We start from the raw sequence: 15,191 nt of genomic DNA on the forward strand, positions 1-15,191 counted from the left end.
CGACGCCGAAGCAGCCTCGACGCGGAGGATTCAGCGGTCCGGCCGCATCCTTCACACCAGTTCGGGTTGCGGTTCGGGGTGTCCCGCGAGTGCGGCCGTCGGTTCCCACAGCCTCGTGGTCCGTACGTAGGCGTGGATCACCGAGGCCATCGCCAGGACGATCAGCGGCCCGAAGACCAGCGGATGCCCGGCCATCTCCACCGGCAGGTAGCGGTACGACACCAGGAGCGCGGCGAAGACCGTCGCGCCGTGGGCGACCAGCAGGCCTGCCGACCGGTCCCAGCCACGTTCCTGCGCGCGCAGGGCCGCCTCGATCGTGAGCGTGAACACGACGCCGGCCACGAGGTCCGCGCCGTAGTGGAGGCCGAAGCCCAGCGTCGCGCCGAGCGTGGCGATCAGCCAGAACGCGCCCGCGAAGCGCAGGGCGCGCGGGCCCTTGCGGGAGTGGATGAAGATCGCGGTGGCCCACGCCGTGTGCAGGCTGGGCATGCAGTTGCGCGGGGTCACCCCGTCGAACGGCACCGGGTGCGGGGCACTGACCGGCGGCGGCGTGTTCGGCCACAGGTCGGCCACCGCCCAGTGCCCGCCGTCGGCGCCGTAGGCGAAGACCGGTCCGACCACCGGGAAGATCATGTAGACGGCCGGTCCGAGGAGGCCGATCACCAGGAAGGTGCGCACCAGGTGGTGGCGCGGGAACCGCCGTTCGACCGCCACGTGGCGCAGCTGGTACATGGCGACGACGACCGCGGCCGCCGGCAGTTGTGTGTAGACGTAGTCGAGGACGTGGGCGCCGATCGAACCGGTGGCCCTGACCAGTCGGCCCACCACCCAGGAGGGGTTGCCCAGCGCGTGATCGGCGGCCGCCACGTACGGGTCGAGCACCGTCAGGCGGGTCTTGGAGGTGATGAGCAGCCAGGTGTCGCCGGTCTTCCGGCCGGCCACCAGCAGCAGGGCCAGTCCGACACCCTTCAGCAGCAGAACGCGGTCCTGACCGGTGCGGCGCGTGACGGCGACGACCGCACAGCCCAGAATCACCCACAGCGCGCCGTTGCCGAAGGGATGGCCGCCGGTCATGTCGGCGCCGACCGCCCACCGCACCAGCAAGAAGACGACGTCGATGCCGATCGCGGTGCCGGCCGCGACGAACCGTTCCCGCCGGGGGAGCACCACCATCATCAACGCCAGGCTGGCGTACAACAGGAAACCCGATTTGGGGAGGAATATCACCTCTCGTGCCTGACTGGCAATCGGTCCCGGCAGTCCGTAGTGACGTGCGGCGATCTCCAGCGCGACGAGGAACGCGAGGGTGACCACACCCGCCGCGGCCCAGAGTATGGTCCTGAAGTTTTCTCGCGAAAACACCTGAGATGCTATGGGTCTCAATTGTTTGACCGTTTTGTTAGACATGGTGGGATGGGTTGTCGGTCGTGCTGGATGGCGCCGTTTTCTGGTGAGAAGGGGAGAACGGGGGCGGTCGTCATGAGTTCGAACATGCTAGCGGAGCGATGCGGGCGGGTTTCGCTCGTTCCGGGTGGTGCGCGTACGGCTCGAAGGGCGGGCGGCCGATGCCGAGATGACACACCGCCGGGAGGAAGTGGCGCACACGGCCTCCGGAACCACCGCTCCCCCACCCCGCCGGCCTCCCCGTGTCGTCGTCGTCAGTCTCATCGGCATCAGCGTCGAGTGGCACGACAACTCGTCGGATCACTGCCGCGACCTGCTCTTCCCCCAGCATCGACCCTACCGAGTCAGCACCGCGCCGGCACCGGACAATTCCGTGCCGCATGAACGGGCACCGCGCCGGGGCCTGGTGGACGAGGCGACGGCGGCCCCCTGGCGCCGGGCCGTGTCGGCCGGCCTCCGGGGGCCGCACGCGCACCGGTCCGCTCCGGCGGCCGACGACCACCGGCTGCGCGCGATCCCGGGCCTGCGGTTCGGGCAGGGAACGCCGGAGGCCGCTGTGGACGCTGACGGGGACCGGGGAAGAGTTCGCCGACGGTCTCATCGTAATGAGCGCGGCGGCATGGCCGTGGCAGGGAGGGCGCCCTGATGGCCGGGACGGAGGCAGCCCTGCGCGCACTCGCACGCAACGTGAGGGCGGCCCGCAACCGCGCCGGCCTCTCCCTGGACGGGCTCGGTCAGCGCGCCAAGGTCAGCAAGGGTGCCCTGGTCGGCCTGGAGAAGGCTCAGGGCAACCCGAACTTCGCCACCCTGGTCAGACTCGCCGACACCCTCGGCGTCTCCGTCTCGGCCCTGACGGAAGGCCCGAGCGAGGCCCGTGTCCGCGTCGTGACCGCGGACGCGGTGACGCCGCTGTGGAGGGGAGCGCGCGGCAGCGAGGCACGGCTCCTGCTGACGACTTCGGGCCCCGCCCCGGTCGAGGTGTGGCGTTGGCGGTCGGAGCCGGGCGAGGAACACCCGAGCCACCCGCACCGGGCCGGGGTCGTGGAAGCCGCCAGCGTCACCTCCGGCCGCATGGTCCTCGTCGTCGACGGCACCGAGCACCCCGTCGAAGCAGGACAGACCGCCACCTTTGCCGCCGACGCCGCTCACACCTACCGCGGCACCGGCACCGGAACATGCCATCTGATCATGACGGTCCACCTGCCGCCCGGCCCGCCGGCGCGGCCTGGGCCGCCTGCCACGAGGACGTGACGACCTGGTCCGGATGCCCGGTGCGCGTGACGCGGTCACGGTGCTGCTCACCGGTCCGGAGCGTCAACCGGCCGCGACGTAGCAGGGGTTGCGCGACGCGGGCTTGAGCAGTTCGGCCGCCTGCTCCCGGTCGAGCAGCCCGGCTCGGACCACGAGGTCGGTCACGTCCGCCCCGGTCTCCAGCGCCTGCTGCGCGATCCGGGCGGCCGCCGTGTAGCCGATGTAGGGGGTCAACGCCGTCACCGAGCCGACTGACCGGGCGGCTTGTCCGGCCAGCCGCTCCTCGTCGGCGGTGATACCGGATACGCAGTGGGTGCGCAGCGCGGAGCAGCCTCGCGTGAGCCACTGGATCGAGGTCAGCAGAAGGTGCCCGATCAGCGGCTCGAAGGCGTTGAGCTGAAGCTGCCCGTTCTCCGCGGCCATCGTGATGGAGACGTCGGCGCCGGCGACCGCGTAGCAGATCTGGTTGACCATCTCCGGGATCACGGGGTTGACCTTGCCCGGCATGATGGATGAGCCCGCCTGGCGCGGGGGCAGCGCGATCTCGGCAAGGCCGCTCTGCGGACCGCTGGACAGCAGGCGAAGGTCGTTGCAGATCTTCGACAGCTTGACCGCCAGTCGCTTCAGGACACCGGACACCAGCAGGAAGACGCCGGTGTCGGAGGTCGCTTCGACCAGGTCGAAGGCATGCTTCAGTTCGAGACCGGTGAGGGCGCCCAGATGGCGTATCGCCGCCTCGGCGTACCCGGGTTCCGCGGTGATGCCGGTACCGATGGCGGTGGCGCCGAGGCTGATCTCGTGCAGCAGCGGCACGGTGTCGCGGATACGGGTCATGTCCTCGGCCAGGGTCACACCGAACGCGGTGAACTCCTGGCCGAGGGTCATCAGAACGGCGTCCTGGAGCTGGGTCCGGCCCACCTTCACCACATGGGCGAACTCCCTCCCCTTGTCCCTGAAGGCGCCCACGAGCGGATCCAGTTCGGCCAGCAGCCCGCCCAGGACGCTGCCGACGGCGAGCCGCAGCGCGGTGGGATAGACGTCGTTGGTGGACTGGCAGCGGTTGACGTGATCGAGCGGGGACACCACGTCGTAGCGGCCACGCTCGAAGCCCAGGTGTTCCAGGGCGAGGTTGGCGATGACCTCGTTCGCGTTCATGTTGGTGCTGGTACCTGCGCCGCCCTGGACGACGTCGACAGGGAACTGCTCGTGATGGCGGCCGGCCTCGATGGCCAGGCAGGCCGCCTCCACGGCCTCGGCGATGTCCGGTTCCAGGACGCCGATCTCCCGATTGGCCCGGGCGGCGGCGCGCTTGACGGTGGCGAGCGCGCGGAGCAGGGCGGGGTGGGCGGCCAGCGGGATGCCGCTGGCCTGGAAGTTCTCCACCGCACGGGCGGTGTGAACACCCCAGTAGACGTCGGCCGGTACCGGCAGGGCGCCCAGGGAATCGCGCTCCGTACGGAAGGCGGTCACCGTGCTTCGTCCAGGTGGTTGATGCAGACGACCTTGGGCTGGGTCATCTCCTCGAAGGCGAAGCGCACGCCCTCGCGGCCCATGCTGCCGTACTTGTAGCCGCCGAACGGCATCGCGTCGAACCGGTAGTCGGACGAGTCGTTGATCATCACACCGCCGGCTTCGAGGAGCCGGGCCGCGGACAGCGCCCGGTTCAGGCGCGAGGTGAAGATGCCCGCGTGGAGGCTGTAGTCGATGGCGTTGGCCTGCTCGACGGCTTCCTCGAAGGAATCGAACGGCTGCAGCACGACGACCGGGGCGAACGCCTCCTCCTGCCAGAGCGTGCAGGTGGCCGGGACGTTCTCCAGGACCGTCGGCGCGTACAGGGAACCGTTGAGCTCGTTGCCGCACAGCAGCACGGCTCCCTGGTCCACCGCGGCGTCGACCTTCATCCGGATGACGCGCCCGGCCTCCTCGGTGATCATGGGGCCGACGTCGGTGCGCTCGTCGAGCGGGTCGCCGACGCGCAGCTGCTTCGTGCGGGCGACGAAGGCGTCGCGGAAGGACTCGTACACCTCGGCCGCGATCAGGATCCGCTGCGTGCCGATGCAGTTCTGGCCCGCGGCCCAGAACGCGCCGGAGACGCACGACTCCACCGCGGCGTCCAGGTCCGCGTCGTCCATGACGATGACCGGCGCGTTGCCGCCGAGATCCATGGCCAGCTTCTTGAGGCCGGCCGAGCGGGAGATGGCCTCACCGGTGGCGAAGCCGCCGGTGAACGACACCATCCGCACGTCGGGGGCGCTGACGATCGCGGCGCCGAGGTCCGCACCGCCGTTGACGACCGTGACGATCTCCTCGGGCAGCCCGGCCTCGACGAGGGTGTCGGCCAGACGCAAGGCGGAGAGCGGCGTGAGGGCGGACGGTTTCAGGATGACGGCGTTGCCGCCGGCGATGGCCGGGCCGAGCTTGTGAGCGACCAGGTTGAGGGGATCGTTGAACGGGGTGATGGCGGCGATGACGCCGAGGGGTTCGCGGGTGAACCAGCCCTGGCGCTTCTCGGAGCCCTCATAGGAGTCGAAGGGGACGACCTCGCCGGCGTTGCGCCGCACCTCGGCCGCGGACAGGGCGAGGGTGTTGACCGCGCGGGCGACCTCCTTGCGGGCCTGGGTGATGGTCTTGCCCGCCTCGGTGACGATCAGTTCGGCGAAGGACTCGGCCCTGCGCTCGACCAGGTGGGCGGCGCGCTCCAGGATGGAGGCCCGGGTGACGCGCGCCAGGGCGGCCGCGATGCGGCGGCCCTGGCGGGCCCGCCGCAGGACGGTGTCGACAGCGGCGGCGTCGACGGTGCAGACCGAGGCGACGGCCTCGCCGGTGTAGGGGTTGCGCACCGGCTCCATGCCGGTGCCGAGTTCGATGCGGGGGGTCACGGCGGTGTCAGCCACGGTGGGTCTCCTGAAGAAGGCGGGCCAGGGGGGCGGCGGCGTCGTGCGCGTGGTGGCGCTGGTGGATGGCGATGATGTCCGACAGCAGGGCGTAGGCGGTCTCGACGCGGCCGGCGCCGGGGCCGGACACGGCGACGGTGCCGAGGAGGTCGGTGCGGAATGCGACCGCGTTGACCGGTCCGGAGATCCCGGCGAGAGGGTGGTGGCCGGGCAGCGCGACGGGGGCCACGCGGGCGTCGACGGTGCCGTCCGCCCGGCGGGTGGCCGAGCCGACCAGCTTCCAGCGCAGTCCCTTTGACACGGCGTCCCGCGCGTCCTGAGGGGTGATCCCGGAGATGCCCTCGCAGAAGACGTCCTCGCGGCACAGGTCGGCGCCCAGGACCTCGTTGGCCAGGATCATGACCTTGAGCTGGACGTCGTGTCCCTCGATGTCGGCGGTGGGATCGGCTTCGGCGTAGCCCAGCTCCTGGGCTTCCGCGATGGCCGCCCGCAGCGGGACGCCTTCCTCGAGCCTGCCGAGGATGTAGTTCGAGGTGCCGTTCATGATGCCCTGGACGCCGGTGATCTCCAGCCCGCCGAACATGCGCTCGGCGGTGCGCAGGATGGGGGTCCCGCTGAGCACCGAACCCTCGAACTCGAAGCTGACGCCGTGCTCGGAGGCCAGCCGCTTCAGCGTCCGCCCGGCCAGGGCGACGGGACCCTTGTTGGTGGTGCACACGTGCTTGCCGGCCTCCAGAGCCCATCGCACGTGGGAGAGCGCGGGCTCGCCGTCGGTGGGGTTGGTGAAGGTGGCCTCGACGACGACGTCCGCCGGGACCTCGCGGATCACCCACTCGTTGCGCGGGTCGGCGCTGCCGCCGGGCAGGCCGGCGAAGTCCAGTTCGCCGGGTTCGGTCGCCAGCAGCGGAACCAGATCGATGCCGTCGGTGTCGACCAGGGAGCCGGCCCGCAGGTCGGTGATCGCAACGACGCGCAGGGCGAAGCCCAGCTCCTCGGCAAGACGGTCCCCGCGCTGGGATATGAGCTCGGCGAGCGCGCGGTTGACGCCGCCGAATCCGATGAGGGCGAGGTCGTATCGGCTCATGTGATGACTCCTTCGCGATGTACCGCAGCCACCCGGTGCGGCTGATCAGAGCCTCGCGTCCGGCGGTGTCAGTGCGGCCATGTCAGAGCGACCACAGGCCATGGCGAACCGCGCTGTCGTGGCGACGATCCGCCTGGCGGCCGTCCGGCGTCGGTCGGCCTCCCGGGCCACCCTTCCCCAGGCCGACATGGTGGCCACACGCATAGGCACGCCTCGAACTATGTTGCCCCGCCATATGTGCGCCTGATGTGCGTGTTTCTACGGTGTGCCGACACGTACCCGTCCCCACCGCACACGAGGAAGTGGCGCACATGGCCTCCGGAACCACCGCTCCCCCACCCCCGGCGAACCTCCCCCGCATCGTCGCCGCGTCCCTCATCGGCACCACGATCGAGTGGTACGACTTCTTCCTGTACGGCTCGGCCGCCGCGCTGGTGTTCAACAAGCTGTTCTTTCCGGACTCCGATCCGCTGGTCGGGACGCTGCTGTCGTTCCTGACGTACGCGGTGGGGTTCGCGGCCCGGCCGCTGGGCGCCCTGGTGTTCGGGCACTACGGTGACCGGCTGGGCCGCAAGAGGCTGCTGGTGCTGAGCCTGCTGTTGATGGGCGGGGCGACGTTCGCGATCGGGCTGCTGCCGACGCACGCGAGCGTGGGGGCCGCCGCGCCCGTGCTGCTGACGGCGCTGCGGCTGGTGCAGGGGTTCGCGCTCGGCGGTGAGTGGGGCGGGGCCGTACTGCTGGTGTCCGAGCACGGGGACGCCCGGCGACGCGGGTTCTGGGCGTCGTGGCCGCAGACCGGCGCACCGGCCGGGCAGTTGCTGGCGACCGGTGTCCTGTCGCTGCTCACGGCCGTCCTGTCGGACGACGCCTTCGGCAGCTGGGGCTGGCGGATCCCGTTCCTGCTGTCCGGGGTACTGGTCGTCGTCGGGTTGTGGATCCGGCTGTCCGTCGACGAATCGCCCGTCTTCCGGCAGGCGCTGGAGCGGGCCGAGACCCGCAGGGCCGCCCGCGGGGATGATGCCGAGAAGCCGCCGCTGGTGTCCGTGCTGCGGCACCACTGGCGGGACATTCTCGTGGCGATGGGCGCGCGCATGGCGGAGAACATCAGCTACTACGTCATCACGGCGTTCATCCTCGTCTACGCCACCTCGTCGGCCGGCGTCTCCAAGCAGACCGCGCTGAACGCCGTGCTCATCGGCTCCGCGGTGCACTTCGCCGTCATCCCGGCCTGGGGCGCGCTGTCCGACCGCGTCGGTCGCCGGCCCGTCTATCTGCTGGGCGCGGCCGGGGTCGGCCTGTGGATGTTCCCGTTCTTCTGGCTGGTGGACACGGCAGCGTTCGGCGACCTCGTCCTCGCCGTGACGGTCGGGCTGGTGCTGCACGGCGCGATGTACGCGCCGCAGGCCGCGTTCTTCTCCGAGATGTTCGCGACACGGATGCGCTACTCCGGCGCCTCCATCGGCGCCCAGTTCGCCTCCGTCGCCGCCGGCGCGCCCGCGCCGCTCATCGCGACGGCCCTGCTGGCGGACTACGGCAGTTCGACGCCGATCGCGCTGTACGTGATCGCGGCGGCACTGGTGACGCTGGTCGCCGTGGGCGCGAGCGGGGAGACGCGGCACCGGGACCTCGCGGAGGTCGGGGAGGCCGGGGACACCGCGGAGGCGGACGCCGCGACCGGCCGGCCGGCCGGCGCGCGGACCGTCTGATCCGGCCCACCGCCCGGCCCACCGCCCGGGCCACCGTCCGGCCCGGCGGACCGTACGGTCCGTTGCCGGCGTTCCCCGGCCGGCCCCCGTACGGTTCTCCGTACGGGGGTCAGTGCCGTGCCGGTACCGCGAACCGGTGCAGGCGCAGGGCCAGTTGTATCTCCAGGGCGCGAGCAGGGTCCTGCCAGTCCTCGCCGAGGAGGCGGCCCACGCGCTCCAGTCGCTGGGCGACCGTGTTCACGTGGACGTGGAGTTCGTCCTTGGTGCGCGCCGGGCTCATGCCGCAGGTGAAGTACGCGTCGAGGGTACGCAGCAGCTCCGTGCCGCGCCGCTCGTCGTAGGCGACCAGCGGGCCGATGGTGCGTTCGACGAAGCCGGTGACGTCCCGCTCGCCCCCGAGGAGCAGTCCGAGGAAGCCGAAGTCCTCGGCAGCGGCACCGTCCCCCGAGCGGCCGAGGAGACGCAGCGTGTCGAGGCAGCGGCGGCTCTCTGCGTAGGCGGCGGTCACCTGGTCGGGGTGGGTGGCCAGGCCGGCGACGGGGGCGGAGGCGCCGACGGTGACCGCTTCGTGGACGGCCGTGCCGAGCTGGCGCGCGGTGCGGCGGGCGAGGTCCGTGGCGGTGTGGCCGGGGGCGAGGGGCAGCAGCAGGACGGTACCGCCGTCGCGGGCCGCGGCGAGGCCCTGCCGGGTCGCGGCGAGATGGGACGCGGCGGCCCACAGGCGGCGGCGGGCATCGGCCTCCTGGCCGGCGTCGGCGGCCGGGCCGTCGAGGCGGGCGGCCAGGACGACGTGGGTGGCGTCGAGGTCGGCGTGCAACCGGGACGCGCGGTCGCGCAGCAGGCGGGGATCACGGTCGCGGGCGTCGAGGAGGTCGTCGAGGAGTTCACCGCGGACGCGCTGTTCGGCCTCGGCCGCGGAGCGGCGGGCGAGCAGCAGCAGCGAGGTGACCATGGCGGCGCGTTCCAGGGTGCGCTGGTCGACCGGGTCGAGAGCCGGGTGGCCGTACAGGACGAGCGCGCCCAGGAGTTCGCCGCCGGCGGTGACCGCGGCGATCCAGTCGTCGCCGTGCCGGACGGCGTGTCCTTCGGCGCGGGAGGCCTCCAGGGCTTTGGGCGGTGCCTCCGAGGCCTCGGCGAATTCGACCCGGCCGTTCAGGACCTGGGAGACCGCGGCGGCCACGTCATGGACCCCGCCGCCGCGCAGGACGAGTTCGGCGAGCCGGTCGTGGACGTCGGAGGCCCGTTCGATGACCGCGCTGCGGTCCCGGATGATCTCGTTGGCCCGTTCCAGTCCGGCGAGGGCCGCGCGGGTCTCGGTGAGCAGGTTGGCGGTGTCGATCGCGGCGGCGGCCAGGGCGGCGAAGGAGCCGAGCAGCGCGATCTGCTCGCGCTCGAAGACCCGCGCCCGCCGGTCGGCGGCGAACAGCACGCCGATGACGTGCGGGCCGAGCGTCAGCGGCACCCCGAGGATGGCGACCAGGCCCTCGTCGCGCACGCCGGTGTCGATGGTGTGCGTGTGCTGGAAGCGCTCGTCGTCGAAGTAGTCCTCGGTGACGTACGGCCGGGCGGTCTGGGCGACGAGTCCGCCGAGGCCCTCTCCCATGCCCAGCCGCAGCTGCTGGAAGCGGGCCGCGACCGAACCCTCGGTCACACGCATGTAGGTGTCGCCCCTGACGGGGTCGTTGAGGCTGAGGTAGGCGACGTCCGTGCCGAGCAGTGAACGGGCGCGCTGCACGATCGCCTGGAGGACGGCGTCCAGGTCCCTGAGGCCCGCCAGGTCGTGCGCGGTCTCGAAGAGCGCGGACAGCTCCGCCTCGCGCCTGCGCCGTCCTTCGAGCTCGGCCCGGACCCGCAGGGCGAGGACCTTGGCCTCCTCCAGCGCGGCGATCCGGTCGGCCGGACGGCCTTCGGCGCGGGCCAGCAGCACGGGCTGCTCGTACGCGTTAGCCGAGGCGCCGCGGGCCAGCAGTTCGAGGAAGGGCGCTTGCGTGCCGTCGTCGGGCGGGGCGGCGGCACCGGCCGGCGCCCCGGCGGCGGTGGCGGGGCGCTCGGCGGACTGCACGTGATCGCGGGACATGCTCACAGGATTCCGTATCGTCCGGCCGTCCCGTCAGGCCTGTGGAAAACTTCCCGGGCCCGGGACGCCGGACCGTTCAGTGGGCCGTCCAGCCGCCGTCGAGCACCAGCGAGGTGCCGGTCACGAAGGACGCCTGCGGGCTGCACAGGTACGCCACGGCCCCGGCGACCTCGTCCGGTTCGATCAGCCGCTTGACGGCGCTGTCCTGGAGGAGGACCTCGGACAGCACGCGCTCCTCGGGGATGCCGTGCGCCCGTGCCTGGTCGGCGAGCTGCTTCTCGACCAGCGGGGTGCGCACATAGGCGGGGTTCACGCAGTTCGAGGTGACGCCGTGGGGCGCGCCTTCCAGGGCAGCCGTCTTGGACAGTCCTTCCAGTCCGTGTTTGGCGGCCACGTAGGCAGACTTGTAGGCGGAGGCGCGCAGTCCGTGGACGGAGGACACGTTGACGATCCGGCCCCATCCCTGCCCGTACATGTGCGGCAGGGCGCCGCGGATGAGGCGGAACGGCGCCTCCAGCATCACGGTCAGCACGGTGTGGAAGACGTCGGGCGGGAAGTCCTCGATCGGCCGTACCAGTTGCAGCCCGGCGTTGTTGACCAGCACGTCGGTGCCGGCGGCGGCGTGTTCGGCGGCGTCCAGGTCGGTGAGGTCCAGTACCTGCGCTTCGACGGTGCCCGCCAGGTCACGCGCCCGGTCGGTCAGCTCGTCCAGGCCCGACGCGTCCCGGTCGACGGCTCTCACCTTGGCCCCGGCGGCCGCCAGCCGCAGCGCGCAGGCGCGGCCGATGCCGCCGGCGGCGCCGGTGACGAGGGCGGTGCGGCCGCCGAGGTCGAGGGAGAGGGCGTGGGGGCCGGACGGGACGCTGGGCGAGGTCATGCTCACCACCCTAGGCAGCGTCCAGCCCCCTCCACATATGGGCCGGACACATACTTCAGTGCGGAGTGGTGGACTGGCAGCCCATGGGATCGAACCAGGTGGGTGCGTCGGACATGGCCTGCTTGATGCGGAACACCGCGAACTCGTTGAGCTCCGGCAGGGCGTCCACCTCGAACCAGCCCACCTCGAGGGACTCGTCGTCGTTCACCCGCGCCCGGCCGCCGACGGCCCGGCAGCGGAAGGTGATGTCCATGAACTGGCAGACGTCACCGTTGTCGTAGGTGATGGGGTCCAGCGCCTGCACGAGGACCACCCGCTCGACGACGCAGTGCACCGCGGTCTCCTCGTGGACCTCCCGTACGGCGCAGACCGCCGGCTGCTCACCGGGCTCCGGGATACCGCCGATCACCGACCACTTGCGGGTATCGGACCGGCGGCCCAGCAGCACTCTGCCCTCGTCGTCGAAGACGATGGCGGTGACTCCGGGGAGCCACAGCAGCTGGTGTCCAGCAGAGGCGCGGAGCGTACGGATGAACTCAGGAGTTGCCATGGGCCGACCCTAACGGGCCGGTTCCCCGGCTCCGGCGGACACGGCAGGGCGCACGACGGGCGTACCGCTACACGTCGGCAGCGCGCCGGCCCCGCAGGCCGGACCCGGTCGCCCAGCCGAGCCCGCCCGCGGCGACGAGCACCAGGGCGATCTCGGGCAGGACGCCCAGCCGGGTGGCGGGCGTCTCGGAGGTGCGCAGCGGCACCTTCTGGACCAGGTAGGCGGGCACGAACATGCCGGTCTTCTGGGTGATCCTGCCGTCGGGCATGATGACCGCGCTGACGCCGCTGGTGACCGGCACGGTCACGGTCCGGCTGTGCTCGACGGCGCGGATGCGGGACATCGCGAGCTGCTGGTAGGTCATCTCGCTGCGGTCGAAGGTCGCGTTGTTGCTCGGCACGGAGATCAGCTGCGCGCCGTCGGTGACCTCGGACCGCACGGCCCAGTCGAAGGCGGCCTCGTAGCAGGTGACGAGACCGACCTTGGCGCCGTCGAGGTCGAACACGCCGGGCTCGGTGCCCCGGCTGAAGTCCTGGCGGACCATGCTGGTCCAGTTCTCGTTGATGGCCCCGAGCACGGACCGCAGCGGGAGGTACTCGCCGAACGGCTGGATCTGCCGCTTGTCGTACGTCTGCGTGGGACCCTTGGCCGGGTCCCACAGGATCTGCTCGTTGAACAGCTTGCCGTCGCGCTCGACGACACCGCCGACGGAGATGGGGACGCCGACCGCCCTGGCCGCCCGGTCGATGACGATGGCCGCGTCGGCGTTGGCGAAGGGGTCGATGTCGGAGGAGTTCTCGGGCCACAGGACGAAGTCCGGCTTGGGCACCTTGCCGGCCTTGATGTCGGCGGCCAGTTTCCCGGTCTCCCGCGCGTGGTAGTCGAGCACGGCGCGCCGCTGGGCGTTGAACTCCAGACCGGAGCGCGGCACGTTGCCCTGGATGACCGCGACGGTCGCGGTGCCGTTCTCGGCCGCGTCGCTCACCAGCGGCCGGGCGGCGACGGCTCCCGCCACGGGAAGGGCCACGCTCAGCAGCGCGGCGGCAGCGGCCCCGCGCCGCACCGCCCGGGTGCGGCGCCCCTCGGCGACCAGGCGCCCCGCCTCGTACAGGCCGAAGCCGCACAGCACGACCGCGAAACCGAGCACCGGCGTGCCACCCACGGCGGCGAGCGGCAGGAAGACGCCGTCGGCCTGCCCGAACGCGATCTTGCCCCAGGGGAACCCGCGGAAGGGCACGCGCGCGCGTACCGCCTCGCCCGCTGTCCATATGGCGGCCGCCCAGAGCGGCCAGGCGGGCAGCCTGGAGACGGCGGCCACGCCGACGCCGGCCAGCGCGACGAAGACCGCCTCGACGGCGACCAGCGCGAGCCAGGGCCCGGGGCCGACCTCCACGCCGGTCCACACCAGCAGCGGCAGCAGGAAGCCCAGCCCGAAGAGGTAGCCCAGGCCGAGGGCGGCCTTCCAGCTGCGGCCGCGCAGGACCCAGGCGAAGCCGGCGAAGGCGGGCAGCGCCAGCCACCACACGGTGCGCGGCGGGAAGCTGAAGTAGAGCACAGCGCCGCAGAGCGCGGCGGTGGCGGCCGGGATCAGCCGGGCCAGCCGGTTGCCGAGCCCGGTGGGCGGGGTCCGCGGCTGCAGCTGGTCGGGCTGGTCCACGGAAGTTGCGGTGACGGTCACTCCGGGAGTGTACGGCGGGCGGCGTCGGCCGCGGCAGGACGGTCCGGAGGGCGGCGCGGGGCGTGAGCTGCGGGGGCCTGCCACAGGTCCGGGGACCGGGCCCGCCACGGTGGGCCATGCGCTGAACTTCACCAGGGTGTCGGCGGGCGCCGGCCTGCCGGCCCGGGTCGGCCGCGGCCCGGGCGCTCACGTCCGGTGGTCCGGGGGCGCCGGGGACGTGCCCGTGAGCCGGGGCGGCCCCTCAGTGGGCCGTGCCCCGAGTGATCGTGCGCAGCCTCTCGCGGATGACGCGCACCGCCGACTCGGCGTTGTCCACCGTGATCGTGAACGTGTGGCCGTCCCACAGCCGCAGCACGATGCCCTCGCCCCGGCGCACGACGACCGCGGTGCCCTTCTCGGGCCGCCAGCGGTAACCCCAGCCTCCCCATTGGCGCGGGGTGACGTGCGGGTCGAACTCGGCGCCCGCCACATGGGAGAGGGGGATGCGGCGGCGCGGCACGCCGACGTGGCCGCAGCGCACCTCGAGGCACTCCTTGTCCACCTTCAGGGCGACGTGCACGAACGCGAGCGTGCCGAAGAGGACCAGCAGCCCCGCGGCGATGCACCCGACGACGGACATCACCAGCGGGGCGATGCCGGACGTCCAGGCGGAGTCGACGGCCAGTTCGATGCCGAGCGCCACACACGCCGCTCCGGCGAGCGCCAGGAGCCACTGGACGCGGTTGGTGGCGCGTCCGGTCCACACGTCGGCGTGGGGCGCGCTCTCGTCGTCGGTGTGGTGCCTCATGTCTATGAGACTACTCAGGTTTCGCTGCGCGGGTACCGCGTCGCGCAGGGTGACGGCGTCGCCGGGCCGGGCCCGGCGGGCTCAGCGGGCCGGAGCGGCGGCCGCGAGCAGCCGGCCCTCCTCGTAGCTCAGCGCGGTGTCGGGAAGCTCCGCCTCCCGGCCGCTGAGCAGGACCGTGAGGGACCCGCCGGCGGGCGCGTCGGCGACGGGCTGCTGACCGATCCGGCGCAGCGCCTGCGCCACGACCGCCCCGGCGGTGCCGTGCAGCATGAGCGGGGCGCGGCCCGGCTTCTGCACGGCCGCACGGATGCGGTCGGCGACGAGCTCGTAGTTGGTGCAGCCCAGAACCAGGGTCGTGATGTCGTCGGGGGTGCGGGCCGCGGCCGCGGCGACCGCGGCGTCGATCGCCGCGTCGTCGGCATGGTGCACCGCGTCGGCGAGACCCGGGCAGGGCACCTCGGCGACCTCCACGCCCGCCGCGAACTCCTCGATCAGCCCGCGCTGATAGGGGCTGCCGGTGGTGGCGGGCGTCGCCCAGATCGCGACGGGCCCACCGCCCGCGGCGGCGGGCTTGATCGCCGGGACCGTGCCGATGACGGGCAGGCCGGGCTCCAGGCGCGACCTCAGCTGGGGCAGGGAGTGCACGGACGCGGTGTTGCAGGCGACGATCAGGACGTCGGGGCGGTGCGCGGCGGCGGCCGTGGCGACGGCCAGGGCGCGTTCGGTGATGTCCCCCGGGGTGCGCGGCCCCCAGGGCATCCCGTCAGGGTCCCAGGAGAGCACGAGATCCGCGTCCGGCCGCAGTCGGCGTACCGCGGCCGCGGCGGGAAGCAGCCCGATTCCGGAGTCCATGAGCGCGATCTTCACCCGGCCACGATAGACG

General features: G+C 72.4%; 12 protein-coding genes. 2 read left to right on the plus strand and 10 right to left on the minus strand.

From position 1 onward, the window contains the following. Nucleotides 1-51: 51 nt before the first annotated feature. Complete coding sequence (locus ABZX30_RS16470) at nt 52-1,335, minus strand: phosphatase PAP2 family protein (RefSeq protein ID WP_355934091.1); 1,284 nt, start codon at nt 1,333-1,335, stop codon at nt 52-54. Nucleotides 1,336-2,049: 714 nt separating this feature from the next. Between ABZX30_RS16470 and ABZX30_RS16475 the strand changes: the two genes are divergently transcribed. Next, entirely contained in the window at nt 2,050-2,655 is a 606-nt protein-coding gene (locus ABZX30_RS16475) for an XRE family transcriptional regulator (protein ID WP_355934020.1), read from the plus strand. Nucleotides 2,656-2,718: 63 nt separating this feature from the next. Here the strand turns inward: ABZX30_RS16475 and ABZX30_RS16480 are convergent, their stop codons facing one another. From ABZX30_RS16480 to ABZX30_RS16490, 3 genes are read right to left on the minus strand one after another with little or no spacing between them, the layout of a single operon-like run. Beyond that, nucleotides 2,719-4,125, minus strand: coding sequence for an aspartate ammonia-lyase (locus ABZX30_RS16480; protein WP_355934021.1), 1,407 nt, complete (start codon nt 4,123-4,125; stop codon nt 2,719-2,721). After that, entirely contained in the window at nt 4,122-5,549 is a 1,428-nt protein-coding gene (locus tag ABZX30_RS16485; protein WP_355934022.1) for an aldehyde dehydrogenase family protein, read from the minus strand. Before ABZX30_RS16485 ends, ABZX30_RS16480 begins: the two co-directional genes overlap by 4 nt. Continuing rightward, on the minus strand, nt 5,542-6,633 hold the full coding sequence (locus tag ABZX30_RS16490; RefSeq protein ID WP_355934023.1) for a homoserine dehydrogenase: 1,092 nt from the start codon (nt 6,631-6,633) through the stop codon (nt 5,542-5,544). Before ABZX30_RS16490 ends, ABZX30_RS16485 begins: the two co-directional genes overlap by 8 nt. Nucleotides 6,634-6,944: 311 nt before the next feature. On the opposite strand from ABZX30_RS16490, the gene ABZX30_RS16495 reads away from it, so the two are divergent. Continuing rightward, nucleotides 6,945-8,339: an MFS transporter gene (locus tag ABZX30_RS16495; protein ID WP_355934025.1), complete on the plus strand. Its 1,395-nt coding sequence runs from the start codon at nt 6,945-6,947 to the stop codon at nt 8,337-8,339. A gap of 109 nt (nt 8,340-8,448) precedes the next feature. Here ABZX30_RS16495 and ABZX30_RS16500 read toward each other — a convergent pair whose 3' ends face one another. From ABZX30_RS16500 to ABZX30_RS16525, 6 genes are all read right to left on the minus strand, one after another. Next, nucleotides 8,449-10,416 (minus strand): GAF domain-containing protein, encoded by a 1,968-nt coding sequence (locus tag ABZX30_RS16500; RefSeq protein ID WP_355934027.1) that lies wholly within the window; start codon nt 10,414-10,416, stop codon nt 8,449-8,451. Nucleotides 10,417-10,492: 76 nt separating this feature from the next. Then, nucleotides 10,493-11,293 (minus strand): 3-hydroxybutyrate dehydrogenase, encoded by an 801-nt coding sequence (locus tag ABZX30_RS16505; protein WP_355934029.1) that lies wholly within the window; start codon nt 11,291-11,293, stop codon nt 10,493-10,495. 55 nt (nt 11,294-11,348) lie between these two features. Continuing rightward, nucleotides 11,349-11,843 (minus strand): NUDIX domain-containing protein, encoded by a 495-nt coding sequence (locus ABZX30_RS16510; protein WP_355934031.1) that lies wholly within the window; start codon nt 11,841-11,843, stop codon nt 11,349-11,351. A gap of 67 nt (nt 11,844-11,910) precedes the next feature. Next, entirely contained in the window at nt 11,911-13,521 is a 1,611-nt protein-coding gene (gene lnt / locus ABZX30_RS16515; RefSeq protein ID WP_355934033.1) for an apolipoprotein N-acyltransferase, read from the minus strand. 241 nt (nt 13,522-13,762) lie between these two features. Further along, complete coding sequence (locus ABZX30_RS16520; RefSeq protein WP_355934035.1) at nt 13,763-14,308, minus strand: hypothetical protein; 546 nt, start codon at nt 14,306-14,308, stop codon at nt 13,763-13,765. A gap of 81 nt (nt 14,309-14,389) precedes the next feature. After that, nucleotides 14,390-15,175, minus strand: a complete 786-nt coding sequence (locus tag ABZX30_RS16525; protein ID WP_355934037.1) for an aspartate/glutamate racemase family protein — start codon at nt 15,173-15,175, stop codon at nt 14,390-14,392. Nucleotides 15,176-15,191 lie beyond the last annotated feature (16 nt).

The organism is Streptomyces sp. NPDC004542 (assembly GCF_040610035.1).
Classification (GTDB): Bacteria; Actinomycetota; Actinomycetes; order Streptomycetales; family Streptomycetaceae; genus Streptomyces.